17 protein-coding genes and 2 pseudogenes are annotated in these 24,278 nt (G+C 65.0%); 9 read left to right on the plus strand and 10 right to left on the minus strand.

The genetic code is table 11. The annotated features are described in order from the left end of the window. Positions 1-47: 47 nt before the first annotated feature. The 3 genes and pseudogenes from NTCA1_RS28655 to NTCA1_RS07590 form a co-directional block, all read right to left on the minus strand. Positions 48-1,025, minus strand: a pseudogene (locus NTCA1_RS28655) (carboxylesterase/lipase family protein); the annotation flags it as partial. Further along, positions 1,022-1,828: a GDSL-type esterase/lipase family protein gene (locus NTCA1_RS07585; protein WP_236549161.1), complete on the minus strand. Its 807-nt coding sequence runs from the start codon at positions 1,826-1,828 to the stop codon at positions 1,022-1,024. The gene NTCA1_RS07585 and the pseudogene NTCA1_RS28655, both read right to left, overlap by 4 nt. A 2-nt stretch (positions 1,829-1,830) precedes the next feature. Next, positions 1,831-5,244 carry a sugar-binding domain-containing protein gene (locus NTCA1_RS07590; RefSeq protein WP_159829780.1) on the minus strand — a complete coding sequence of 1,138 codons (3,414 nt, stop codon included), beginning with the start codon at positions 5,242-5,244 and terminating at the stop codon, positions 1,831-1,833. A gap of 180 nt (positions 5,245-5,424) precedes the next feature. Between NTCA1_RS07590 and NTCA1_RS07595 the strand changes: the two genes are divergently transcribed. From NTCA1_RS07595 to cobA, 7 genes are all read left to right on the plus strand, one after another. Then, positions 5,425-6,006 carry an ANTAR domain-containing response regulator gene (locus tag NTCA1_RS07595; RefSeq protein WP_133084031.1) on the plus strand — a complete coding sequence of 194 codons (582 nt, stop codon included), beginning with the start codon at positions 5,425-5,427 and terminating at the stop codon, positions 6,004-6,006. Beyond that, positions 6,003-7,217 (plus strand): CmpA/NrtA family ABC transporter substrate-binding protein, encoded by a 1,215-nt coding sequence (locus NTCA1_RS07600; RefSeq protein ID WP_159829782.1) that lies wholly within the window; start codon positions 6,003-6,005, stop codon positions 7,215-7,217. The genes NTCA1_RS07595 and NTCA1_RS07600 overlap by 4 nt, the downstream gene beginning before the upstream one ends. Positions 7,218-7,441: 224 nt before the next feature. Next, entirely contained in the window at positions 7,442-8,716 is a 1,275-nt protein-coding gene (locus NTCA1_RS07605; RefSeq protein WP_086491082.1) for a NarK/NasA family nitrate transporter, read from the plus strand. A 73-nt stretch (positions 8,717-8,789) separates the two neighbouring features. Beyond that, entirely contained in the window at positions 8,790-9,995 is a 1,206-nt protein-coding gene (locus NTCA1_RS07610) for a hypothetical protein (protein WP_159829784.1), read from the plus strand. 221 nt (positions 9,996-10,216) lie between these two features. Continuing rightward, the gene (gene nirB, locus NTCA1_RS07615) at positions 10,217-12,733 is read left to right on the plus strand and encodes a nitrite reductase large subunit NirB (RefSeq protein WP_159829786.1); all 2,517 of its coding nucleotides are present in this window, start codon (positions 10,217-10,219) and stop codon (positions 12,731-12,733) included. 5 nt (positions 12,734-12,738) lie between these two features. After that, positions 12,739-13,074: a nitrite reductase small subunit NirD gene (gene nirD / locus NTCA1_RS07620; RefSeq protein WP_159829788.1), complete on the plus strand. Its 336-nt coding sequence runs from the start codon at positions 12,739-12,741 to the stop codon at positions 13,072-13,074. Positions 13,075-13,088: 14 nt separating this feature from the next. Continuing rightward, a complete protein-coding gene (gene cobA / locus NTCA1_RS07625; protein ID WP_159829790.1) occupies positions 13,089-13,877 on the plus strand; it encodes a uroporphyrinogen-III C-methyltransferase in 789 nt (262 codons plus the stop codon). A gap of 18 nt (positions 13,878-13,895) precedes the next feature. Here cobA and NTCA1_RS07630 read toward each other — a convergent pair whose 3' ends face one another. Together NTCA1_RS07630 and NTCA1_RS07635 are read right to left on the minus strand one after the other, a co-directional pair. Beyond that, the gene (locus tag NTCA1_RS07630; protein ID WP_159829792.1) at positions 13,896-14,774 is read right to left on the minus strand and encodes a tyrosine-protein phosphatase; all 879 of its coding nucleotides are present in this window, start codon (positions 14,772-14,774) and stop codon (positions 13,896-13,898) included. A 23-nt stretch (positions 14,775-14,797) separates the two neighbouring features. Further along, positions 14,798-17,071 (minus strand): TonB-dependent receptor, encoded by a 2,274-nt coding sequence (locus NTCA1_RS07635; protein ID WP_159829794.1) that lies wholly within the window; start codon positions 17,069-17,071, stop codon positions 14,798-14,800. A gap of 187 nt (positions 17,072-17,258) precedes the next feature. Here NTCA1_RS07635 and NTCA1_RS29110 point away from each other — a divergent pair. Together NTCA1_RS29110 and NTCA1_RS07640 are read left to right on the plus strand one after the other, a co-directional pair. Further along, positions 17,259-17,426 (plus strand): annotated as a pseudogene (locus tag NTCA1_RS29110) (helix-turn-helix domain-containing protein); the annotation flags it as partial. A 3-nt stretch (positions 17,427-17,429) separates the two neighbouring features. After that, entirely contained in the window at positions 17,430-18,479 is a 1,050-nt protein-coding gene (locus NTCA1_RS07640; RefSeq protein WP_236549162.1) for a TetR/AcrR family transcriptional regulator, read from the plus strand. Positions 18,480-18,539: 60 nt separating this feature from the next. Here NTCA1_RS07640 and NTCA1_RS07645 read toward each other — a convergent pair whose 3' ends face one another. The 5 genes from NTCA1_RS07645 to NTCA1_RS07665 all read right to left on the minus strand — a co-directional run bounded on the left by NTCA1_RS07645 (position 18,540) and on the right by NTCA1_RS07665 (position 24,226). Next, positions 18,540-19,388: a TorF family putative porin gene (locus tag NTCA1_RS07645; RefSeq protein WP_086491074.1), complete on the minus strand. Its 849-nt coding sequence runs from the start codon at positions 19,386-19,388 to the stop codon at positions 18,540-18,542. A 265-nt stretch (positions 19,389-19,653) separates the two neighbouring features. After that, positions 19,654-21,198, minus strand: coding sequence for a SulP family inorganic anion transporter (locus tag NTCA1_RS07650; protein WP_159829798.1), 1,545 nt, complete (start codon positions 21,196-21,198; stop codon positions 19,654-19,656). Further along, positions 21,195-21,884, minus strand: a complete 690-nt coding sequence (locus NTCA1_RS07655; RefSeq protein ID WP_133084020.1) for a carbonic anhydrase — start codon at positions 21,882-21,884, stop codon at positions 21,195-21,197. Before NTCA1_RS07655 ends, NTCA1_RS07650 begins: the two co-directional genes overlap by 4 nt. Before the next feature lie 276 nt (positions 21,885-22,160). Further along, on the minus strand, positions 22,161-23,486 hold the full coding sequence (locus NTCA1_RS07660) for an ATP-binding protein (RefSeq protein WP_086491073.1): 1,326 nt from the start codon (positions 23,484-23,486) through the stop codon (positions 22,161-22,163). Continuing rightward, on the minus strand, positions 23,486-24,226 hold the full coding sequence (locus tag NTCA1_RS07665; RefSeq protein WP_086491155.1) for a response regulator transcription factor: 741 nt from the start codon (positions 24,224-24,226) through the stop codon (positions 23,486-23,488). Before NTCA1_RS07665 ends, NTCA1_RS07660 begins: the two co-directional genes overlap by 1 nt. Positions 24,227-24,278 lie beyond the last annotated feature (52 nt).

A 24,278-nucleotide genomic window follows, 5' to 3' on the forward strand; every position in this document is an offset into this window, starting at 1 on the left:
AAACCTTCGGAAATGGCGCGATCGGGGCTTCCGTAAAGGCCGAGTTCGTAAAGGTTGTTGCCAATCAGCAGCGGAATGTCGCGGCCCACCCCGCGGGCCAGCGAGGCGGCGGGCGTCTCGGTCAGCACGGCACCATCGACCACGGCCTGGAGCCAGATGAAACTGTCATCGTCGAGACCCGGAACGTCGGCGGCTTCGCTTGCCCTGATGAGCGCATCGGCGGGAAGCGCGCGCAATTGTTCCGCATCTGCGTTGGCGGGCGCTCCGGCTGCAACCGCGATCTCTTCACCGAGGGCTTCGTTTTGCGCCAGCGTGCGCGGCGGAAGTCCGAAGCCGGGGGTGCCGCTTTCGGCGATGGCCTTGGCGAACAGTCCTTTGCCACCGGGCGAAATCAGTTGCAGGCCGACGTCCTGGGCTCCGGCCGACTCTCCGAAGATCGTGACGTTTGTAGGATCGCCGCCGAAGCGAGCGATGTTGGCGCGCACCCATCGCAAGGCGGCCTGCTGGTCCATCAACCCGTAGTTGCCGGACCGTTCACCCAATGCCGGATGCGAAAGGAAGCCGAGCGCGGATAGCCGGTACTGGATGGACACCAGCACGACGCCGCGCCGCACGATCGGGGACGCGATCGTGCCCGCGCCGCTGCCGCCGCGATTGCCGCCGCCGTGGATCCAGACCATGACCGGCAGCGGCTTCGGCGGGTGCAGGGACGGTGTGGCCACTTCCAGATAGAGGCAATCCTCCGATTGCCGCGAGGCCGCGCCGTGGTTCTAGCCGTAATCGACCTGCATGCAGGCCGGGGCCGAATGCGTCGCATCGCGCTCGCCGTCCCAGGGCGATACCGGCTGCGGTGCTTTCCAGCGGAGATCGCCGAGCGGCGGGGCGGCGAAGGGAATGCCGCGGAACAGGCTCGGCCCATCGCCGCCGATCTCGCCCCGAACCGCGCCGCTTTCGGTCTCCACTACCGGGGCGGCGGCGTGCGCGCTCGTGCTGGCGAGCAGGAGGCCGAGCAGCGCCGTATTCACGGCACGCGCGCGGAAGCGAGCCGGTTCGGCGCGGGCAGGGCAAGCGCCTGCTTGAACGCGGCTTCGGCCACCTTGTTCATCACTTCGTATCCGGCAAGCGTTGGATGGACATGGTCCGACGTCAGGCCCTCCCGCGCGCCGAGGCCGGTGCCCTTCATCGCCGTCCAGTAATCGGCATAGACGGAACCGGTGCTGGCGGCATAGCTCTTGAGCCAGGCATTGAGGCGCTGGATGCGGGGGCCGGTGTCCAAGCCCGGCCGCCACGGGAACTGGTCCGCAGGCGGTATCGAGGCCAGGATCACGCGGATGCCGTGGGCCTGTGCCATCTCGACCATGGAGCGGAAATTGCCCTGGACCTGCTCGTCGGTCATCGGCCCGGTATTGCCGGCAATGTCGTTGGTACCCGCCATGATCTGCACGACTTGCGGCTTGAGGTCGATCACGTCCTGCCGGAAGCGCAGCAGCATCTGCGATGTCGTCTGTCCACCGATCCCGCGACCAATCCGGCCCGGCGTGAAGAAGGCGCGGTCGAGATCGTACCAGCCCTGCGTGATGGAATCGCCCATGAGCACGATGCGCGGACGTGCGGTGCCCGCCGCATCGGCAAGATTGGCATCGCGGTAGCGGGCGGTCCATGCCCAGTCCGTGTGCAGGCGCAGGTCTGCCGCGCTGGGGCCGGTCGGTGCCGCCGGTGCTGGAACGGGCGCTACCGGCACGGCCGCTACCGGCAAGGACTGCGCCGCTGCTGAACCGGCGAGCACGGCGGCGGGAAGGGCAAGCAGGGACAGAAAATTCAGGCGCAAGGTCATTTCCCTGTGGCGATGGTGCGGGGCACGACGTTCCAGCCGCGCAGCTTGACGGAAGGTGAACTGCCCGCGGCTTCCTTGGGCGCGGTGATCGTCACGCTGCGTGTCTCTCCGGGGAGAAGCGATACGTAGTTGTCGGAAAAGTAGGCCGGAAGCACCTGCTTGCCCCTGGCGTCGAACAAGGTCAGCTTGGTCTGGATCGCTGCGGTCTTTCCGGGGTTCGACAGGCTGACTTCGATTTTCGTTTCGTCCCCATCCGAAGAGGCCTTCGCAGACGCGGTGAGCGGGACCTGCGCCATGGCGCTGAGCGCCTGGAGCGCCTCGTCGCTGGCGGCCTGCCAGTAGAAGTTGTCCGAAAGCCGGGTTCCCGAAGTGTCGAGCGCCTCCAGGCGCACCAGCACCGGCCCGGCGGCCATCAGCGGCGCAAGGCCCAGCGTGAAGGCATCGCCCACCTTTCCGCCTACGAGGTCCAGCTTCGCCTCTTGCGCAGCAAGCTGACGGCCATCGAGCGCCTGTACGGAAGCACGCACGGTCACGCCCGAAAGGGCGGCCATGCGGTTGTTGACGAGGATGACCTTGTGGTCGGGCAGGTTCATCTGGACGTGAACCGGCTCGGAGGCCTTCTTCATGCCGTAGAAGGCGCCGTGGGTATCGTAGTCCGAAGAGAGGATCTGCCATGCCGAACTGGGCCATGCGGGCTGCGTCATCCAGAGCATGCGGCCGGAGTTCTCCGTCCAGAGCCCTGCGTTCATGCCCTCGAAGATCGCGCGGTAGCTTTCGTATTCCAGCATCTGCGCCTTGCGCTCGAAGTCGGGCAGGCTGCCGGGCTTGCCGAATTCGCGGTCCATGGCGTCGGTGAAGCTCTTGACCGCGCCGTTCCCGGTCTGATGCCAGTCATGATAGGCCCATGTGTCGCTGATCGGCCATCGTTCGCTGGCGGGGATTGCGCGTTCCCACGATTCCAGCGTGGGGAAGGAAGGCGTGCCGACTTCCACCGCGAAACCCTTCGAATATTCGGTGAAGTACTTCTCCGGCGGGCGCCAGTTGTAGGGGCCGGAATCGTGCAGGTTGATGCGGTTCGAAGAGGCCATGTAAAGCCGCGTGCCGTCTTCCTCGCGAAGCATGCTGTCCAGCCCCTCGTTGAGGACCGGCTGCGGCACGCCTTCGTTGCGGCCGAACCACAGGATGATCGAGGGGTGATTGCGGAAGCGCTGGACGACGTCCCGCGCATTGCCGAGGAACAGGCCCGCATCCTCCGCCTCGATATTGTAGTCCTGCGTCGATTCCCAGAAGTCGCTCATGACCATCAGGCCATATTCGTCGGCCAGGTCGAAGAAGCTGGCCTGCGTATTCTGGCCGACCCAGTTGCGGATCACATTGACGTGGGCATCCTTGTGCAGCTTGAAGAACGGCTCCAGTCGCTTGCGATCGACGCGCTTCATGAAATCGTCCATGCCGATCGAACCGCCGCGCGCGGCAATACGCACGCCGTTTACCCGCAGGACGAGGAAGGGCGCCAGGCCTTCGTCGCCCTCGATCGGCGTGACGGCGGGCGACTTTTCGGCGCCGGGCGCGAAAGAGTAGGACCACCCGCCGCGCACCTGCCGGATCGCCTGGTGGCGCTCGTCGACGATCTGCTGGCCGAGCGCGCGCGCTTTCTCGAAATCGATGGCGACGCGGTCGAGATTGCCTGCCTCGTCCACCAGCGACATTTCATAGGTCACCTGCCGCATGCCGAAGCGCAGGTCTTTCGAGTCAGATTTTGCACCGTCGACCGAGGCCGTCAGGTGGAGCAAGTGCAGGGCCGGATCGCCGTAACCGTTGGGCCACCAGAGCTTCGGATTGCGCACGGCAAGGGCCGGATCGGTCTGGGGCGAAAACCGCACCGATGCGGACTGGCGGGCAGGGACGGTGACCGAACGTTCTACGGTGACATCGTCGAACGCGGCGCGAACGGTTGCGGTGCGGGGCTGGTCGGACAGGTTGGTGACGGGAACCGTGATCTCGACATGGGCCAGCGAATTGTCGGGGTTGGGCAGGGTCGTGACGACCTGGGGATCGCCGATCTGCACGTCGCCGGAAGCGAGAAGCTGCACGTCCTGCCAGAGGCCAGTCTGGCGGTCGCGAATGGTGGGGATCCAGTCCCAGCCTTCCGAGGCGCCGAAGGTGGGACCGTCAAGCATCATCGCGCCGCCGTTCTCTCCGACGCCGGCGGTGAGCGATTCCTCATGGGCATGGCCCGGATGCGGCGGCGGCGAGACGCGGATGGCCACGGCATTGCGCCCGGGCTTGAGATAAGGCGAAACGTCGAAACGGCCGCGCACGAAGGCGCCTTTGGTCACGCCGACCCGGGTGCCGTTGACCCAGACTTGGGAGCTGAAGTTCACGCCGTTGAGCAGCAGTTCCAGGCGCTTGCCGGACGCTTCTGAAGGAAGATCGAACTCGGTGCGATACCAGTAGTCCTGCCGCGCGAGCTTTTCGGGGATCACCAGATTGTTGAGGCCATGGGCCGGATCGGGGTAGACGCCGCGATCGACCAGCGTGGTCAGCACGGTGCCGGGCACGGTTGCCGCGTACCATTTGCCGCTCGCGAAGCCGCTCCGCGAAATCGTGCTGCCGTCGCCTGTGATTCCCGGCGCTTCGGCAAGGGTCCACTTCTGCAATGTCCAGCGCCCATCGCCTTGCGCCGCGAGCGGTGCGACTTGCGGAACCGGGCTGGCAACGGGCTTGTCGGGCGCGGTGGCGCTGCGGGGCAGGGTGGCGGGCGGCTGCGGCGTCAACTGGCCCTGCATCTGCCGCACTTGGAGCGGCCAGCGCGCGCTGGTCTCGGTGAACTGGACGAGGTCTGGATCGGGCGCCTTCGCCGCAGCCTTGCGGAGATCGTTCTGAGACACGGCGCCGCTATCCACGCGAAGCGCGATGAGCCGGGTAGAAGACTGCGATGACGCAACAAGCAACTTGGCAGGCGCGCCGGCCAGCGGTTGCGAGAGGCTGGCGGCAGGCTTGCCGTCGATGAACAGTCTCTGGCCGGTTTGTCCGCCGACGATGGCGTAATGATGCCAACCGCCCGGCCGGGAGGAAGGCGCGGCGGCAGTGCGTCCGCCGGAAACGAGCGCAGGCTTGCCATCTACCATCGCCAGGGAAAGCAAGGGCGCGCCGCCGCTATCGGCAACCGCCACGAGCGAACCACCACTGCCTTGAGCGCTGTCTTGGGCGAGATCGGCCCAGAAGGACAGTGTCCAGTCGCCCGCAGGAAATGCGGCGTCACTGGACCATGTGGGGGCGGCCGGGATGACCTGAAGATTGAAAGGTCCGGCAACTTGCGCAGAGGCCAAGGCGGAGATGGCCAGCGAGGATAAGGCGCAGGCCGCTCCGAAAACCGCGCGCGCGGAAATATTCGTCCGTTTCGTCATCCCCATCCCTCCGGTGCCTCGCGGGCATTGATCGTGCAAGAAAACACGGCTTCCGCTAAAAAGACAAATGTTTTTACATATTATCGCGCAGCTTTCTTTGCGGGGCCGCGTTGACGCCGGGCGTCAGGTCGGCGATGTGCCCGAAAACAAGGGCACAGGTTCACTGGAATCGGAATATCGATGAGAATTGTCATCATCGACGATAGCGGGCTGCGCGCGACGGTTCTGGAAGAGGGCCTGCGCGAGGCCGGATATGACGACATCCATATCGTTCCCCCGCGCGGCGCTTTCGTGGCGCGGCTCGAACGCATGGCGCCAGACGTCGTGCTGATGGACCTCGGCAGTCCTAGTCGCGACACGCTGGAGGAAATGCTCACCGTCAGCCGCGCGCTGGCCCGGCCGATCGCGATGTTTGTCGACCAGTCGGACGAGGCGATGATCGGTGCCGCCATCGACGCCGGTATCTCGGCCTATGTCGTCGATGGACTGCGCAAGGAGCGGGTGAAGCCGGTACTCGAACTGGCCGTGCGGCGTTTCAACGCTTTCGCCCGGATCCAGGCGGAACTGGAGGAAGCCCGCACCGCCCTGTCGGATCGCAAGGTGATCGACCGTGCGAAGTCGATCCTGATGGCGCAGCGTGCCCTGACCGAGCAGGAGGCTTATGCGCTGCTGCGTTCCAGCGCGATGAACCAGGGCAAGAAGATCGTCGATGTGGCGCAGGCGCTGATCACCGCCAGCGACCTGCTGGGAGGGGGACTATGACGACGAACTTGCGTATTGCCTTCCTTCCGCTCAACGACGTGGCCGTACTGGCCGCAGCCCGCGAGCGCGGCTTTGCGGAAGAGGAGGGGCTTGCCCTCGAACTGCTGCGCACGACCAGCTGGGCGACACTGCGGGACCGGCTCGTCTATGGCCAGGTTCAGGCCGCCCACATGCTGGCGCCGCTGGCCGTGGCCGTTACGCTGGGCCTCAGCCAGCAGCCCGCCGCGCTCGCCGCGCCCTACAAGCTGGGCGTCAACGGCAATATGCTGGTGACGAGCCGCGATTTCGCCGCCGCTCTGGACCCGGACCCCGCCAGCCGCATCACCGATCCGCTGGCCACCGCGCACGATTTTGCCGCCGCCATCGGGCTTTGGCGGCGCAAGCCGGTGATCGGCGTGGTTCACCGCTTCTCCAGCCACGCACTGATGCTGCGTTACTGGCTTGCCAGCGCCGGGGTGGATCCTGACCGCGACGTGGTGCTTCGGGTGCTGCCGCCTTCCCTGACGGTGGAGGCGCTCCATGCCGGCGAGATCGACGGTTTCATCGCCGGTGAGCCCTGGGGCAGCGCGGCGATCGATGCGGGGCTTGCCGAAGCCGTCGCCGTGGGAGAACGGATCTGGCGGCGCGGCGTGGAGAAAGTGCTCGCCTTTCGCCAGAATTGGATGGAGGAGAACCCGGAGGTCGTCGACCGGCTGCTGCGTGCGCTGGCGCGGGCGGCGGCGTGGTGCGATCAGCCGGAAAACCACGATGCGCTGGCGCACCTGCTCTCCGATCCGCGCTATGTGGACCAGCCTGCCGACCTGATCCTGCGCGGTTTGACCGGCCGGATCGTCACGCAGGCGGGGGAGGCTCCGATCGCCAACCCCGATTTCATGCTGTTCTCGCGCGAGGCGACGCCGTTTCCGTGGCGCAGCCAGGCGCTCTGGATCTATTCGCAGCTCGCCCGCTGGGGCATGGTCGAGCATTCGGCGGAGAATGCGGCAAAGGCAGGCGATGTCTTCCGGCCGGACGTGTTCCGCCGGGCCCTGGCCTTAAGCGATGTCCCCATGCCCGGCGCCAGCATGAAACTGGAAGGCGCCGTGGAACTGCCGCTCGCGGTAGGATCGAGAAAGGGCGACCTGACGCTGGGGCCGGATCGTTTCTTCGACGGCAGGGTCTTCGATCCCGAACGTATCGAGGACTATCTTGCCGGATTTACGCAAGGGCCCTGATTTGCGGCCGAATTCCGGGCCTTTGAAAATTGTGCCTTGCAACATGAGCCGAATCGCCCGATGATGAAGGCCTCACGCGACGCCGCGTGACTATTCGGGATGCGCTGTTCCAAGGGCGGAGCGCCATCCTCACCGAAATTCGCAGCAAAGCCGCTGACCGGGCTCACCCCATGGTGACGTCCGGCCTGCGGCTTTTTTCGTGTCCGTTTTATGGGGGACCTACGATGGCAACCGCTTATTGGGAACGTGACGGAGAGGCCGAAGCCGCCAACGACGCGCCGACGGCGCAGCCGCATGCCGTGCCGGCAACCAGCTTCTGGAAATCCGGGCATACGCCTACGCTGATCGCGGCTTTTCTCTACTTCGATCTGGCTTTCATGGTCTGGGTCCTGCTCGGGCCGCTGGCCCCGGAGATCTCCAAAAGCCTGGGGCTGACTTCGGCGGAAAAAGGGCTGATGGTGGCGACGCCCACGCTGGCGGGCGCGCTACTGCGGGTCGTCAACGGATTGCTGGTGGACCGCATCGGCCCCAAGCGTTCGGGCGCCATCAGCCAGTTGATCGTCATCGCCGGGCTCTTTCTCGCATGGTTCATGGGCGTGACCAGTTTCGCCGGCACGCTGGCACTGGGCGTGGTACTGGGCTTCGCGGGCGCCAGCTTCGCCATCGCCTTGCCACTGGCGAGCCGCTGGTATCCGGCCGAGCATCAGGGCAAGGCCATGGGGCTTGCCGGCATGGGCAATTCGGGCACGGTCTTGGCCTCGCTCTTCGCGCCGCTGCTCGCCAAGATGTTCGGGTGGAACGCGGTGCTGGGACTGGCCTGCATTCCGCTCTCGCTGGTCTTCGTCGTGTACATGTTGATGGCCAAGGACTCGCCGAACCAGCCTGCACCGCGCAAGCTGATCGACTATTTCGAGCCGCTCCGGCAAGGCGACGCCTGGTGGCTGATGGCCTTCTATGCCGTGACTTTCGGCGGCTTCGTGGGGCTTGCGGCATCGCTGCCGATCTACTTCACCGACCAGTTCGCCCTGACGCCGATCGTGGCGGGATACTGCACGGCGGGATGCGTCTTCGCGGGGTCGCTGGTCAGGCCGATGGGCGGCGCGCTGGCCGACCGGATCGGCGGCGTGAAAGCGCTGATGGCGGTCTATTTCGTTGCGGCGCTGGCCCTGGCCGGTGTCGCCAACGCCACCAGCCTGCCGGGCGCGCTCGGCATGTTCGTGGTGGCCATGCTGGCGCTGGGGACGGGCAACGGTTCGGTGTTCCAGCTCGTGCCGCAGCGCTTTCAGGCCGAGATCGGCGTCATGACCGGCCTTGTCGGTATGGCGGGCGGGGTGGGCGGCTTCTACCTCGCCAGTTCTCTGGGGCTGGCCAAGCAGATGACGGGCAGCTTCGCGCCCGGTTTCCTGATCTTCGCAGGGCTTGCTCTGGCGGCGCTGGTTTCGGTGGCAGTAGTGAAGAACCGCTGGCGCGCGACCTGGAAGACGGCGGCTCGCATATAATGGGAGAGCGCGGCGGTTGGACTTCATGGTCCGGCCGCCGCCTTCGATTTGCCCCCCCAGGAGACTTCACCGAATGCGATACCTGCTTGCTACGACGGCCGCGTTGGCCGCCGCGGGACCTGCCTGCGCCCAGGATTTCGAGGTCAGGCCGCTGGCGGAAGTACGCCTGCGCAATGAGCATGTCGATCAGGATGGGCTGCCGCGCGAAGCCGATGCGGTGACCGCGCGGGTGCGTACCGGGGTGGAGATCGGTTCGGGGCCGTGGAGCGCGACGGTTCAGGGTCAGGGTACGCTGGCCCTGGTGGACCACTACGACGACGGCCTTCACGGTCCTGCCGATCGACCGCAGATTTCCGATCCGCAGAACATCGGCCTTTATGTGGCACAGCTCCAGTATCGGACGAAGGGCGCCGTGCTGACGGCGGGGCGCCAGAAGATCGCGCTGGATGACGAGCGTTTCGTCGGCAATGCGCCCATTCGCGACAATGCCCAGACATATGACGCCGTCCGCGCCCAGCTTTCACCCGTGCGCGGCGTGAAGCTCGACTTATCCTATGCCTGGAGCGTACGCACCATCTGGGGCATCGACGGGCGCGGCGCACGTCAGCAGGCGATCGGCGGCGACAATCTCTTCGCCAACCTTTCTTACGCCACCCCGGTTGGAACGCTCACCGGTTTCGCCTATCTGGTCGATCAGGACGAGGCGGCAGTACAGGGATACCGGTTGTCCAGCAGGACTTACGGTGCGCGCTTCAGCGGCAGCCATGTATTTTCGCCTGCCGTGAAGCTGGACTATGTGGCCAGCTATGCCCGGCAGTGGGATCATCACCGCAACCCGAACGACTATAACGCCGATTACTGGCTGGGCGATGCCACGCTCGACGTCAGGGGCTGGAAGCTCAATGCGGGCTACGAAGTCATGGGCGCAGGCGACGGGACGCCTTTCACCAGCTTTCAGACGCCGCTGGGCAGCAACTTCAAGTTCCAGGGCTGGACCGACAAGTTCCTGACGACCCCCGCGAACGGTATTCGCGACCTCTATTTCGGCGGCGGTTACGGACTGAAGCAGGTGGGGCCGCTTTCGGGCGTTTCGCTCCAGGCGGTTTGGCACCGTCTCGACAGCGACCGGCTCGACCAGCATTACGGCAACGAGATCGACCTTCTCGCATCCGCGAAAGTTCGCAAGACGCTCGTTTCCCTGCGTTACGCCCATTACGACGCGCGGGAATTCGCAACCGATACCGACAAGTACTGGATCCAGCTCGACTGGACCTATTGATCGAGCGCCATAACGGAATCGCTTGAGCCCTCGGGCGATTCCACTTATGGTGCGGTGCAAAGGACGACGTTGTCCTTTCAAACCATAGCCGACGCGGTCCACTGACGGATCGGGGAAGCGCGAATGATGGCAAGGCCGCCATCCATACTCCCGGTGTTCAAGCCGGGGGTCTGGATGGCGGCCTTTTTCTTTTTCTCCCTTGTTTTTCTGGAGTCACGGGGATGGAATTTCAGGACGGGATCGAACCTTACGCAGACTGCGACGAAGCGCTGAAGGCGCCGGTGCAGGATGCGCGCGAACATCTTGTGGTCATCGGCAATGGCATGGCGGGATGCCGTGCGGTGGAGGAACTGCTCGCGCGGGATGCGGCTCGCTACCGCGTCACCATCTTCGGCGCCGAACCGCATGTGAACTACAACCGGATCATGCTCTCGCCGGTGCTGGCGGGTGAGAAGACGTTCGACCAGATCGTCATCAATACCCGGGAATGGTACGAAGAAAACGGCATCAAACTCGTCACTTCCGATCCCGTGGTCGCCATCGACCGGGCGGGCAGGACGGTTACCGCGCAGTCGGGCAGGACAGTCCGCTACGACCGCCTGCTGATCGCGACCGGCTCCGATCCGTTCATCATCCCCGTTCCCGGCAAGGACCTGCCCGGCGTCGTCTCGTTCCGCGACATGAAGGACGTGGACATGATGCTGGATGCCGCAGGAAAAGGCGGCGACGCGGTGGTGATCGGCGGCGGACTGCTGGGCCTTGAAGCAGCGCATGGCCTCAGCCTGCGCGGGATGAAGGTGACCGTCATCCACCTCATGCCGACGCTCATGGAACGGCAGCTGGACGAGGCGGCGGGCTGGCTGCTCAAGACGGCGCTGGAGGCGCGGGGCCAGACGATCCTGACCGGTGCCGACACGGCCGAGATCTACGGCGAGGGCAAAGTCGAAGGCGTGCGGCTGAAGGACGGGCGCGAGATCCCGGCCAGCCTCGTCGTCATGGCGGTGGGCATCCGGCCCGCCACGGCTCTGGCACGAGAAGCCGGGATCGCCGTCGGACGCGGCATCAAGGTGGACGATCACATGGTCACCAGCGATCCCGCCGTGCTGGCCGTGGGTGAATGTGTCGAGCACGATGGCAATGTCTATGGCCTTGTCGCGCCGCTCTGGGACATGTGCCGCAGCCTTGCCGACGGTCTGACCGATCGCCACAGCGGCTATCGCGGTTCGGTGACCTCCACCAAGCTGAAAGTCGCCGGGCTGGACGTGTTCTCGGCGGGGGATTTCTCGGGCGGGGAGGGCTGCGAGGATATCGTCCTGCGCGATGCCGCACGCGGGATCTACAAGCGGGTGATCGTGAAGGACGGCAAGATCGTCGGCGCCGTGCTCTACGGCGATACGGCGGACGGCAACTGGTATTTCGATCTTCTGAAGAAAGGCGAGGATGTCTCGGAAATCCGGGACTATCTGATCCTCGGTCAGGCTTTCGCATCGGGCGGGAGCGCGGACCCGTTGGCGGCGGTGGCGGCGCTTTCGGACGACGCCGAAGTCTGCGGCTGCAACGGGGTTTCCAAGGGGCAGGTCACGAGTTCCATCGCAGGCGGCGCATGCAGCCTCGATGCCGTGCGCGCCACTTGCAAGGCTTCGGCAAGCTGCGGCTCCTGCACCGGCCTGGTCGAAAGCCTGCTGGCACTGACCTTGGGCGAGGAAGTGAAGACCGGTCCCAGGACCATGTGCAAATGCACCAGCTTTACCCATGACGACGTGCGCCGCGAGATCGTGGCACAGGGCATGAAATCGATCCCGGAAGTCATGCAGAAGCTGCACTGGTCCACCCCGGACGGCTGCTCTTCGTGCCGGCCGGCGCTCAACTACTACCTGCTCTGCGCGCTGCCCGGCGAATACGAGGATGACCAGCAGAGCCGCTTCGTCAACGAGCGCATGCATGCCAACATCCAGAAGGACGGCACTTATTCGGTGGTTCCGCGCATGTGGGGCGGCCTCACCAATCCGCGCGAGCTGCGCGCGATTGCCGATGTGGTGGAGAAGTACGATGCGCCGATGGTCAAGGTGACCGGCGGCCAGCGCCTCGATATCTTCGGGATCAAAAAGGAAGACCTGCCTGCCGTCTGGGCCGATCTCAATGCGGCGGGAATGGTTTCGGGCCACGCCTACGGCAAGTCGCTGCGCACGGTGAAGACCTGCGTGGGCAGCGAGTGGTGCCGCTTCGGCACTCAGGATTCCACCGGCCTCGGCGTGAAGACCGAGCGGATGACCTGGGGCTCGTGGATGCCGCACAAGTTCAAGATCGCGGTCTCCGGCTGCCCGCGCAATTGCGCCGAGGCGACGATCAAGGACTTCGGTATCGTCTGCGTGGACTCGGGCTATGAACTCCACGTCGGCGGCAACGGGGGCATTCACGTCCGCGCCACCGACTTCCTCTGCAAGGTCGCGACCGAGCAGGAGGCACTCGATTACTGCGCCGCCTTCGTCCAGCTCTACCGCGAGGAGGCGCGCTATCTTGAGCGTACCGCGCCGTGGATCGAGCGGGTCGGGGTGGACTATGTGAAGCAGCGGATCGTCGAGGACGATACCGGCCGAGAGGCCCTGCGATCGCGCTTCCTCTATTCGCAGAGCTTCAGCCAGGAGGACCCCTGGGCCGAACGTGCGGCCGGGCGGAACACCGAACTGCATCAACACCTCGAACCCTTGGCCTCCCAGGAACTGGCCGCAGCGGAGTGACGCGCATGAACGACTGGATCGATATCGGCACCCTCTCCGACATTCCCTTGCGCGGTGCGCGCACCGTAAAGCTGGAGGGCGAGAAGGAGATCGCCGTGTTCCGCACCGGGGATGACCGGATATTCGCCCTGGTGAACGAATGCCCGCACAAGAAAGGGCCTCTCAGCCAGGGCATCGTCCATGGCCATTCGGTCGCCTGTCCCCTGCATAACTGGAACATCGCGCTCGCCAGCGGCGAGGCGCAGGGCGAGGACAAGGGCTGCACCCCGACGATCGCCGTGAAGCAGGAGGGCGAGCGTATCCTGATCGCCCGCCCGCAAGTGCTGGAGGTTGCCGCCTGATGGTGGGGGGCCTCATGGCGCGCCCACTGATCGCACCGGGCGAAGTATGGCTGGTGGGCGCGGGGCCGGGCGATCCCGACTTGCTCACCCGCAAGGCCGAGCGGCTTATCGAGGCGGCGGACGTCGTGTTCCATGATGCCCTGGTCGGTCCCGGCGTTCTCGATCTCATCCCCCAGGCAACACGGCGGGTCAGCGTCGGCAAGCGCTCCGGCCGTCACAGCAAGGAACAGGGTTCGATCAATGACCTGCTTCTGGAAGCGGCACGGGCGGGCAAGCGGGTGGTGCGGCTCAAGGGCGGCGATCCGTCTATCTTCGGCCGGTCGGCGGAAGAGATGAACCATCTTGCCGCCGCAGGGGTAACGGTTCGCATCTGCCCGGGCATCACCATCGCCAGTGCCGCTGCCGCCAGCGGTCTGGCTTCGCTGACCTTGCGCGGCGTGGCGCGGGGCCTGACCCTGGTGACCGCGCATCTGAAGGCAGGCGAGCCGCTGCAATTGGATTGGCAGACGCTGGCCCGGCCCGGCGGTACGCTGGGCGTCTACATGGGCCGCGCCGCAGCGGGCGAAATCGCCCGCTCGCTGATCTCGGCGGGCCGCGATCCCGACACGCCCGTAATGATCGCGGTCAACGTCTCGCTGCCCAGCGAGCGGCTGATTCGGGGCAAGCTTTCCGCGCTGGCCTTCCTCGTTGCCGCGATCAGCGACGACGATCCGACCCTGCTGCTCATCGGCGAGGCGGTGGAGGCCCGGCAGGTCATCGCGGCGCCGGCCTTTTCAGACTGTGAGATCGGTGCGGCCTCATGACCGCACCGATCCTCCAGGTCAGTCGAGATAGAGCGCGCGCAGTTTGGCGATCTGCGGCGCATCCAGGCCCATCTCGTCCTTGAAGTAGCCCATGGCGCCGCCGCGATGTGCATCGAGCGCCTTGAAGGCCGCTTCGATGTAGCTGCGGTCGGCCTTCATGAAGGCAGCCTGCACGGCAGGCCGCAGCGACATAAATGCCTGGCCGGTCGCCGCGCTCGGCCCCGTCTTCGCCTTTGCCATCGCGGCGGGTAGGTACTGGTTGGTCAGCAGGTAATCCTGAATGACCGTCTCGCGCGGCACGCCGAGTGCCGTGAGCAGAAGCGCGGCGGACACGCCGGTACGGTCCTTTCCGGCCGAGCAGTTGAACGCCAGCGGCGCATTGCCCGCAAGCAGCTGGGCGAACATGCGCTTGAACTGCGGCGCGAAGGTCTCCAGCATCGTCGGATAGCTTTTCGCCATGATGGCGGAGGCTGCTTCGGGCGTGATCTTGCTCAGGTCTTTCGGCATGAGGCCGATCGCCATGCCGTCGTAGTCTTCGGCGAACACGGTGGGGCCGGTCCCGGCAGCCCAGGGCATCGGTTCGGCCTTGCGCTCGCCCTTGTCGCGGTAGTCGCAGATCGTCCTTACGCCCAGCTTGTCGAGATAGCCGAGATCGTGCGCGGTCAGGTCCACCATCGAGCCCGAGCGGAACAGCATGCCCCATTTCACGGTATGGCCATCGGCCGTGCGATAGCCGCCGAGGTCGCGGAAGTTCCGGCCGCCTTCCAGCGGCAGCAGCCGCTGGTGAGGGCTTGCCTCAGCCGATGCCGGAGCAGGAGATTGCGCCAGCGACTGGATCGCGGGCTGTGCGAGCAGGCCGAGCGCGAGGATTGCGCCGGCGGAAATGCGCCAGTTCATGATGTCTCTTCCGTTTCAGGGGTTCAGTACTTGACGGTCGCGGAGATGCCGAAGGTGCGCGGATCGTTGAAGATCCCGTAATAGCCCAGTGAAGATCCGCCATTCGCTCTCACGAAAGTGTAGGATTCGTTGAACAGGTTGCGCGCCCAGACCGAGAGTTCCAGGTCCGGCCCGCTCGCCATGCGGATATCTGCCAGGGCGACGCGGCCGTTGACGATGAACGACGATCCGGTCTTCGTGGGATCGTTTGCCATCGAATACTGGCCCGAGGCGTAGTTGCCGTCGAGGTGGAAGCGCAGCGTGGACGTGCCGATCGGCAGTTCGTAGTCGATGGCGCCGCTGGCGGCATGCTCGGGCGTGTAGACGGTGTAGACCTGAACCAGCTTGTCCCCGTCGAACGGGTTCGGAGCGGGCGGCAGGTGAACGTCGGTATAGGCATAGGAACCCGTGATCGTCAGGCCCTGGAACGGGTTGAGCGTCAGATCTGCCTCGATACCCTTGATGCGGCCTTGCCCCTCGGCATTGCGGGTTTCGGTGGTGGTCCGCGTCGAATTCAGCACCGGGGCGTTGAAGTCGATCTGCATGTCCTTGTAGGCCGAAGTATAGGCCGCGATGTTGAAGCGGGCATGGCGGTCGAAGAATTCGGTCTTGGCGCCGATTTCGAAGGTGGAAACCGATTCCGGGTTGAAAGCGTGGTAGCTCTGCGAACGGCTGTTGGCGCCGCCTGCCTTGTAGCCGGTGCTCCACTTTCCGTAGACATGGACGTCTTCCGACACGTCCACGGCAAGGTTCACCATCGGATCGAAACGGTTCCAGGAATCGTCGAGAGTGTAGTCGGTATCGACGCCGTTCACCTTGTCGAGCCTGCCGGTCTTGGCATCATGGGTGAAACGGCCGCCTGCGGTGAGGTGGATGATCTCGTTCAGCATTTCCGGCGTCCAGGTCGCCTGGCCGAACACGCCGATGCTCTCGGTCCTGGCGTGGCTGGCGCGATCCGGGAACGGGATCGACGAGGTGGGCGTGTCGAGAATGGTGTAGCCGGTGCCGTCCGCGTTCCACTTGTTCGTGTAGGGCGTCCAGGCGTTGTCGTGTACCTTCTCGTTGTAATAGAAGCCCCCGGCCACGAAATTGAGGTGCTTCATCGTGCCGATCAGCTGCACTTCCTGGCTGTACTGCTTCTGCCACACGTCAGCGAGGCTGAAGCGGGCGAAATTGGTGTTGTCGCTGTAGCCCTTGATGAAGACGCCCAGGTTGGCGGCGCCGTTGTCGTTCTGGGTCTGGGTCAGCTCACGATAGGACGTGATCGATTTCACTTCGAGTTCGGGCGAGACAGTCCAGTCCAGCGTCAGCAAGTGGCCGTGCGTCTTGCCGAGCGCCCAGGGCTGGGGCACGCCGATATTCGCGGTCTTGGCGCGATCGGGCTGCATCTGGAGCAGGGGGCCGGTAGTCTTGGTCAGAAGCTGAAGGTAGTAGGGCGTCGTTTCGTCACGCGAGATGTCGAACGAGTAGAGCGCGTTGAAATTGCTGCTCGGCTCCCAGAGTACGGCCGCATGCAGGCCCTTCTTGTTGTAGGCGTTGAAATCGTGCTCACCGGCCAGCGGATTGTCCACCGTGCCGCCGCGCGTGGTGATCAAACCGTCCAGCTTGACGGAGAAGTTGGCGAAGCTGGGCAGGTCGAGGTGCAGGCTGGCCTCGCGGGAATCGTAGTTGCCGACGCCTACCGAGGCGCGGGCCCCGAGCTCGCCGCTGGGCTTCTTGGTGACAATGCTGATCGCGCCGCCTTCGGTGTTGCGGCCGAACAGCGTGCCCTGCGGACCCTTGAGCACTTCGATGCGCTCGACGTCGTAGAGCGCCGAACCTAGGCCCTGGGCGCGGCCCATGAACACGCCGTCGATATAGACGCCCACGCCCTGGTCTCGCGCGGGCTGGTTCGCATCGCCCAGAGTGCCCACGCCGCGCATGCCGACCGTCAGCGCCGAACTGCGCGAGAACATCGGCGCAATGCGGAGCGAGGGGATCGAACCGTCCGCCAGCGATTCCAGGGAAACGACATGGCGGTTCTGAAGGTCCTGACTGCTGACGACCGCAATCGAGATCGGCGTCGTCTGCAGGTTGGTCTCCCGCTTCTGCGCACTGACGACGATGTCGTTAAGGCCCGACCCGGCCTCCACTGCGGCGCTGTCGACGGCTGCTTCTGCCGTGTCGGCTGCCTGTGCTGCACCTGCCGTCAGGAGCGCACCTAATGCGCTGCCGGCCAGGACGATGGAACGGAACGGTATGGATTGACGGACGAGCATTGGGACGACCCTCATGGTGATGACGGGGCGTCGGCTAGAACGTCTGTATGTCAACTGTGTTACGCTTGTTTCAATTGTTGGGCCAGTGTGGAACGCCTCGCTTGTTACGACGTTCAGCCTTATGGCGGTGTCAACGCATCTGTGGTTGGCCTCGGCTTCAGCATCGGAAAAAGGCTGTCTGTAAAACGTGATAATTCCTGAAATTACAGAATTTTCATCGCAGGATAAGCTTATCCGCGCTGCGCTGGGCCTATGGGCGAATCAGGGGCATTCGGCGATGTCCGCAAGGGCATTGTCCCGTGTGACGGGGCTCCCGACCTCCAGTATCTATCATCACTTCGGTTCAATGGAACAGTTGTTGCAGTCCGCTCAGGCCTATGCGCGGGACGCCGCGCAGGTCTGGGTGGAGCGCAAACTGCATGAACTGGCCGGGTGGCCTCGCGACGGAGGCCCCGATTCGATGGCTCGGGCGCTCGCAGTTCTCGTGGATGACTGGACGGTCGAATGCCGGGAACTGGCTTTCGCATCGACCCAATGCCATCTGCTCGCCCAGCGCGATCCTTCCTATCTCGCTGCGATCGATGCATGGCGCGATCTCTGGGCTGGGTTCTGGGCCGAGATCGGCGCACGGGCCGGACTGGCGCACTATGCGGCGCCGACATCCTATGTTTTCGAAGCAACGGCGCAGTTCCACCTGATCCGCTGGAATCGCATGATAGACCGCGCCGCACTCGACGAATTCTGTAGCGGATGGGGGCTCTGGCTGTCCGGTAGCCTGGCCGCGGAAGGGCCATGGCGGCGCCATGCCCGCGAAATCGCGCTGACTTCGGCGCCCGAGTTGCCTGCTCAGAACGGCTTGGCCGAAGCCATTGCCGAGGGGGCGGCCGATGTGGTGGAAGAGGCCGGCATTGCCGCGCTGACGCATCGGGCGGTTGCTGCCCGTGCGGGCGTCACGCTGGGCGTGGTTTCGTACAACTTCCGTACGAGCGCGGATCTCGTCCGTGCGGCGTTCGACGCGATCTATCGCAGGGTGACGCAGCCGAAAGCCGAAGCGGACACTGATAGAGCCGGGGATACCGCAGGCTGGGCGGAGCCGCTGGTGGCGTGGCTCGATTTCCCGTCGCAGCCACGCCGCCTCGCTGCAATGGAGGAGCTGATGCTTGCGGTGGCGCGCGACTCGGACTTGCGGGACTTCGGGCCGCAACTGCGTTACTTGCGAGGGCGCAGCAGCCGCGTGCAACTTGCGACGCTGTTGGGGGTGAATGCCCCGATTTCACCGCTGGACGCGGCGCTCTACTCCACCATGGTATCCGGTCAGCGCCGGGCCTTGATCGAACGGCCCGCGGCGGAAATTCAGGCGAGCCTGGACCAGACGGAGGCTTTGATCGGGACACTTCGCAGCGCGTGAATGACGCCCGGTCGGGCTGGCCTGACCGGGCGTCATTCAGAGGTTCAACTCAGTGCGCTATCAGAAGCTGGCGCCGACCGAGAAGAGAACGGTGGAACCGGCAATCTGCGATCCGTTCTTCGTCGAAGAGAAGTTCGGCTGCAGGTAGGCGCTCTGCGACTTCGAGATGTCGGTATCGACATAGGCGACGCCCAGGGTGACGGGGCCAAGCGCGAGGTCGGCACCCAGCATCCAGTCGAGATATTCGCCGGTAGGCGCGACGCTGGTGCCGTTGGGACCGAGGCCGGAGTTGCCGTTCGAGTAGCCGAAGTGCGCCTTGAGGGTCAGCGGGGTATCCGGGATGGCGGTGTTGCCGTCGACCCAGAGATAGACGTTGTCGGTCTTGGCGCCGAAGTTGCCGATACCGTCGGCATAGTCCGCGCCGCTGGCGTAGACCTTGCCCAGTGCCTGCTGCTTGGGTGCATAGGCGACGCCGACAAGGAGGTTGGCCGGGCCGACGGCGCCGGAAAGCTTCACATAGGGTTCGGCGAAATCGGTGTCGGAAGCGCCGCCCGGATACATGTACCAGGTCAGGCCGACGTCCAGCTTCACGCCGCTGGTGATTTCGGTGGCGAAGCCGCCCACGAGGTCGAGTTCCATATTGGAGCCGCCGAAGGTTCCCCAGCCCGAAAGGTTCGAGGCCCAGGTGCCGACGTAGACGCCGCTTTCATGCGAAACGGTAATGCCGCCCTGAACGGCCATTTCCTTGTCGGTCTGCGAGACGCCGCGGAAACGATAGTCGGATACGAGGCCGACGGTGCCGGATACGGTAATCTCGCTCGGGGCCTCTTCCTGGGCCATTGCGGGAGCGGAGAATGCCAGACCGGACGCGGCAAGGCCCAGAAGGCCTGCGGCAAGACGGATTTTCATAATGGAACGCCCTCATGTTGACTGTTGTCGCGTTCCATCCTGCGGCCTGCAGCCGGACCCTGCATTCATGGCGGGCCTGTTTCGTGCAGACCTGGACATTTCTACATGCAGAAATTTTGCCTGTACAGTCCGTTTTGTAACAAAAATGTTTTGATGAAAGTCCAGAGGCCCAAAAAGAAACCGGGCGGACCTTCTGAAGGACCGCCCGGCAAGGAGAGGGACGCGGACGTGAGGGTGTCCGCGCCTTACGAGATGTGAAGCCCGGTCATGCCGCCACGGGTAGCGGCCGCAGGATCGGCGCGGGGCCGGTCACGCGGTCTGCATGGCCGCTCTGACGGCGACGGTTCAGCCATTCGCTGATGGTTTCGGCCGTCGTATGGTCCATGACCTTCAGCTGCCCGAGGTCGAGATGGACCGGGCGGCCGTGCGGCAGCTTTTCCAGCACCTTGTTAAGGCGGGTAAGCCCCAGGAAGGTTGCGCCGCCGCCAAGGGCGAGACGCGTCGCTTCTCCGGCCTCATGCTCTTCGACATTGAGCTTCAGGTTGCGGAAGTGCGGGGCGAGTTCAAGCACGGTAAGGGCCAGACCTGCGAGAACGCCGGTCAGGAGGTCGGTAGTGACCACGAGAACGAACGTCACTGCCCAGATCGCGGCCGGAAACGCGCCGTAGTTTTGGAACAGGTGGCGGACATGGCTGAGGCTTACCAGGCGCCAGCCGGTCACCACGAGGACGCCGCCCAGGGCTGCCATCGGCACTTCGCGCAGAAGCCAGGGCAGCAGTGCAATGAAGCCGAGGATCCAGGTGCCGTGCAGGATCGTCGAGAGACGGGTCCGGGCGCCGGCTTGCACGTTGGCAGAGCTGCGCACGATCACGCCCGTCATCGGCAGCGCGCCGAACACGCCGCAGAGCAGGTTGCCGATGCCCTGGGCGCGCAGTTCCTTGTCGTACTTGGTGCGCACGCCGTCATGCATGCGATCGACCGCGGCGGCCGAAAGCAGCGTCTCGGCGCTGGCGATGAAGGCGATCGCCAGGGCGGCGATAATCAGTGCCGGATTGCCGAGAGGGGCAAACCAGCCGCGGTCGGTCGGCAGCGTGAACGCCGCACCGATCGATTCCGGTACGGCGATACGGGCGACGTCGAGGCCCATGGTCCAGGCGACAGCGGTTGCCGCGACGACACCGAGCAGGGCGCCGGGGACCAGCCCCATGCTCTTGGGGCGAACCTTTTCCCATCCGAGCATGACGGCCATCGTCAGCACACCGAGCATAAGCGCGAGTTCGGTGGATGCGATATTGCCGGGATCGAGACCGAGAACGCGGGCGGGCATCATCGCCATGTTCTCCAGCCCGCTCGACATCGGCTTCTGGTCGAAGAGGATGTGAAACTGGCCGATGACGATCAGCGCGCCGATACCGGCGAGCATGCCGTGAACGACGGCGGGGCTGATGGCACGGAACAGGCCGCCGAGACGCAGGGCGCCGGCGACAAGCTGGAACACGCCTGCAAGCAGCAGCACCGGGCCGAGTGCTTCCAGGCCGTGCTCGCGCACGAATTCGAAGACGATAACGGCAAGGCCGGCCGCCGGCCCGCTCACCTGGAGAGGCGAACCTGCCAGAAGGCCGACCACGAGGCCGCCGATAATGCCGGTCACGAGCCCCTTTTCAGGGGGCACGCCCGAAGCGATGGCAATCCCCATGCAGAGGGGCATGGCCACCAGGAACACCACGATCGATGCCGTGAAGTCCCGGCCGAAGTGGGCGAAAGGCCCACTCCGGCTTGCCTCCTGAGAGGTGGCGGCGGGGGAGGTCACTCCGCTGCCTCAGCCAGTTCAGTGGCGAAACGCGCCTTGGCGGCGAGTGCCACGGGCAGTGGGCTGTCTTCACGCAGCGGCACGAACTGGCCGGTGTCGCCGTCGAGGCCGAGGACCTGACCGGCGTGAATGTCCACGAACCAGCCGTGCAGCGTCATTTCGCCGCGCGCGATGGCCGCGGCGACCGAGGGGTGCGTGCGCAAGTGGCTGATCTGCGCGATGATGTTTTCGAGGGTGATCGCGCGGACGCGGTCGTTGCCTTCGAGATCGCCGTGGCAGGTGCTGACGATGTGCTCGGCGGCGGCGCCGTGCTTGAGCCAGGCGGCCACGTTGGGCATGGTCTCAAGGCCGGTCGGGTCGCTCAGCGCCTTCATGGCGCCGCAGCCCGAGTGGCCGCTGATGATGATGTCGCGCACGCCGAGGGCGGCAACGGCATATTCCACGGTGGAGGTCACGCCGCCGTTCTGGGTAGCGTAAGGCGGCACCATGTTGCCGGCGTTGCGGCAGACGAAGAGGTCGCCCGGCTGGGCCTGCATGATCTGTTCCGGCACGATACGCGAGTCCGCGCAGGAGATCATCAGGGCCTTGGGCTCCTGGCCTTCGTTGGCCAATTTGCCGAACAGTTCGCTGCTGGCGGGGAAAATGGTCTTCTCGAAGTGGAAGACGCGTCCGATCAGTTCGTTCACTCTCGTCACCTTTCCTTGTTTCAGGTGCTCCGCGCGCCGGAGGGGATGGGGGACGGGCGCGGAGCTTGGCGATGAAAGTTACGGATCGCTGTTGTCGCCCGTCGTGCCCCATTGTCAGGAAATGTTGCTGCGATGCAGCGTAGATGAACGGCAATTCAGGAAAAGGCCGCAGTTTCTGGTGATTTCCCGAGCACGCGAGAAATGTTTCCGGGCATTGCCGAACTATAACAAGCGCTTGGATGAATCGCCCCGTGAGAGCGATGGAAGCAGCGTGCTTCAGTTCTTTGCGAGAGGGAGGCGAATCGTTGCGCGAAGGCCGCCCTCGGGCCGGTTCCTCAGATCCAGCGTGCCGCCTTCGAGCCGCACCGCCTTGCGCACGATTGGCAGGCCCAGCCCCATGCCCGCGGTGTCGCGGGCGCGGGCGGTATCGAGCCGGACGAAAGGTTGCAGCGCATCGGTGATGCGGTCTTCGGGAATGCCGGGGCCGTCGTCATCCACGGTGATTTCCGCAGCGCCGCCGTCCCGGCGCAAGCCGACGCGGACATTGCCGCCATAGTGCAGCGCATTTTCGATCAGGTTCGAGAGGGCGCGCCGGATCGAAACCGGGCGCGCCATGATTTCCAGGCTCGAAAGCCCCGAATAACTGGCGTTGGCGCCGCGGTCGGCGGCGGTATCGACAAGGGTTTCCGCCATGATGGCAAGATCGATGCGCTCGGCGGGGATCTGGGTGCCGCCGGTATCGACATAGGCCTGGATCGAATCGAGCAGCATCCGCATCTCGTCGATGTCGTGATTGATGCCGTCGCGGACCACGGGATCGATATCCCCGTCGTCAAGCCGCAGCCGCATCCGCGAGAGCGGCGTTTTCAGGTCGTGGCCGATGGCCAGCATGGTGTGGGTGCGATCGAGCAGCGACTGGTGGATGCGCTCCTGCATCTCGTTCATGGCGCGGATCAGTTCGCGCATTTCGTCGGGGCCGCGTTCAGGCACGAGGCGGGGCGGGCCTACGCCGAAATGTCGGGTGGCGCGGATCAGCGAACGCAGCGGGTTGAGCGCGGCGCGCAGAAGCAGCCAGGCCAGTGAAATGAGCAGCAGGGTGGGCAGGACCAGGCTGGCGAAGCGGCCGATACTGAGGTTCCAGGCCGACCGGGCATGGGTCCTGAAATCGAGCACCGCACCGTTGGTCAGCCGCAGGGAGCCGCCGATATTGCCCTCGCGCGGAATGGATTCGAGGTGCAGTTCGAGATCGCTATGTGCCAGTTCCGGGGCCATCTCGATCACTTGCGCGCGCAAGTTGGCAAGGCCCAGAGAACCGCGATAGCGCCTGCCCTGTTCGTTCAGGCGAAGCGAGAACTGCGCAGTGCTGAGCGCGGATGTGACGGTCTGGCGGTCATCCGTATCGGCATGCTCGATGGCGCGGCTGGCCAGTACCAGGTTTTCGGCAATGCGCTGGGCATCGTCCCGGCGCAGTTCGAACGTGTTGGCACGTTCGAACAGCACCGTGTTGCAGATCACGTCGATGACGAAGACCAGCAGGAGGACTGCAATCAGCCGTTCGGGCAGGCCGAAGCGCCGGAACAGACGGAACCGGCGCAAGTTCATCAGGCGCGCGTGACCTCGGCCTTGAACATGTAGCCGACACCGCGAACGGTGACGATCGGCGATTCCGCGCCTTCCGCCTGGAGCTTGCGGCGCAGGCGGCTGACGAGCACGTCCACGCTGCGATCGGAACTGTCGCCCAGGCGCGAGCGCGAAAGCTCGATCAGGCGTTCACGGCCCAGCACGCGCTGGGGATAGGCCAGGAATGTGGCCAGCAGGTCGAATTCGGCACCGGTCAGATCGACCATGGCGCCGGTGGGAGAGCGCAGTTCACGTCGCGCCATGGAGAGATTCCAGCCCTCGAAATGGATCGATTCGGGGGTGCGGCCATCGGCGACGGTATCGCTTCCGTTGAATTCGGCGGTGGCGGGATTGTTGCCGCCACGGCGCAGTACCGCACTGACGCGGGCGGCGAGTTCACGGGTGCTGAAAGGCTTGGCGAGATAGTCGTCCGCGCCCAGTTCGAGGCCGAGCACGCGGTCTTCCTCGCTGCCTCGGGCGCTGATGAAGATCACCGGAATGTCGCATTCGCGGCGCAAGCGGCGGAACAGGTCGAAGCCGCTGGTGCCGGGAAGCATGATGTCCAGCACGACCAGGCTGACCGGGCCTTCGCGCAAGGTCACCCACATTTCCGCGCCGGTGGCGGCGGTGAGCACATTGAAGCCGCTCTGGCGCAAGGCGCGGGCGGTCAGCGTGCGCAGGGGGCCGTCGTCTTCCACCAACAGGATCGTCGGGGTGGGCATCGGGCCGTCGTCGAGATGGCGATAGATGGGGGCTGTCGTGTTGTTCATCGTC

The organism is Novosphingobium sp. TCA1, assembly GCF_009811895.1.
In the GTDB taxonomy this organism is placed as follows: domain Bacteria; phylum Pseudomonadota; class Alphaproteobacteria; order Sphingomonadales; family Sphingomonadaceae; genus Novosphingobium; species Novosphingobium panipatense_A.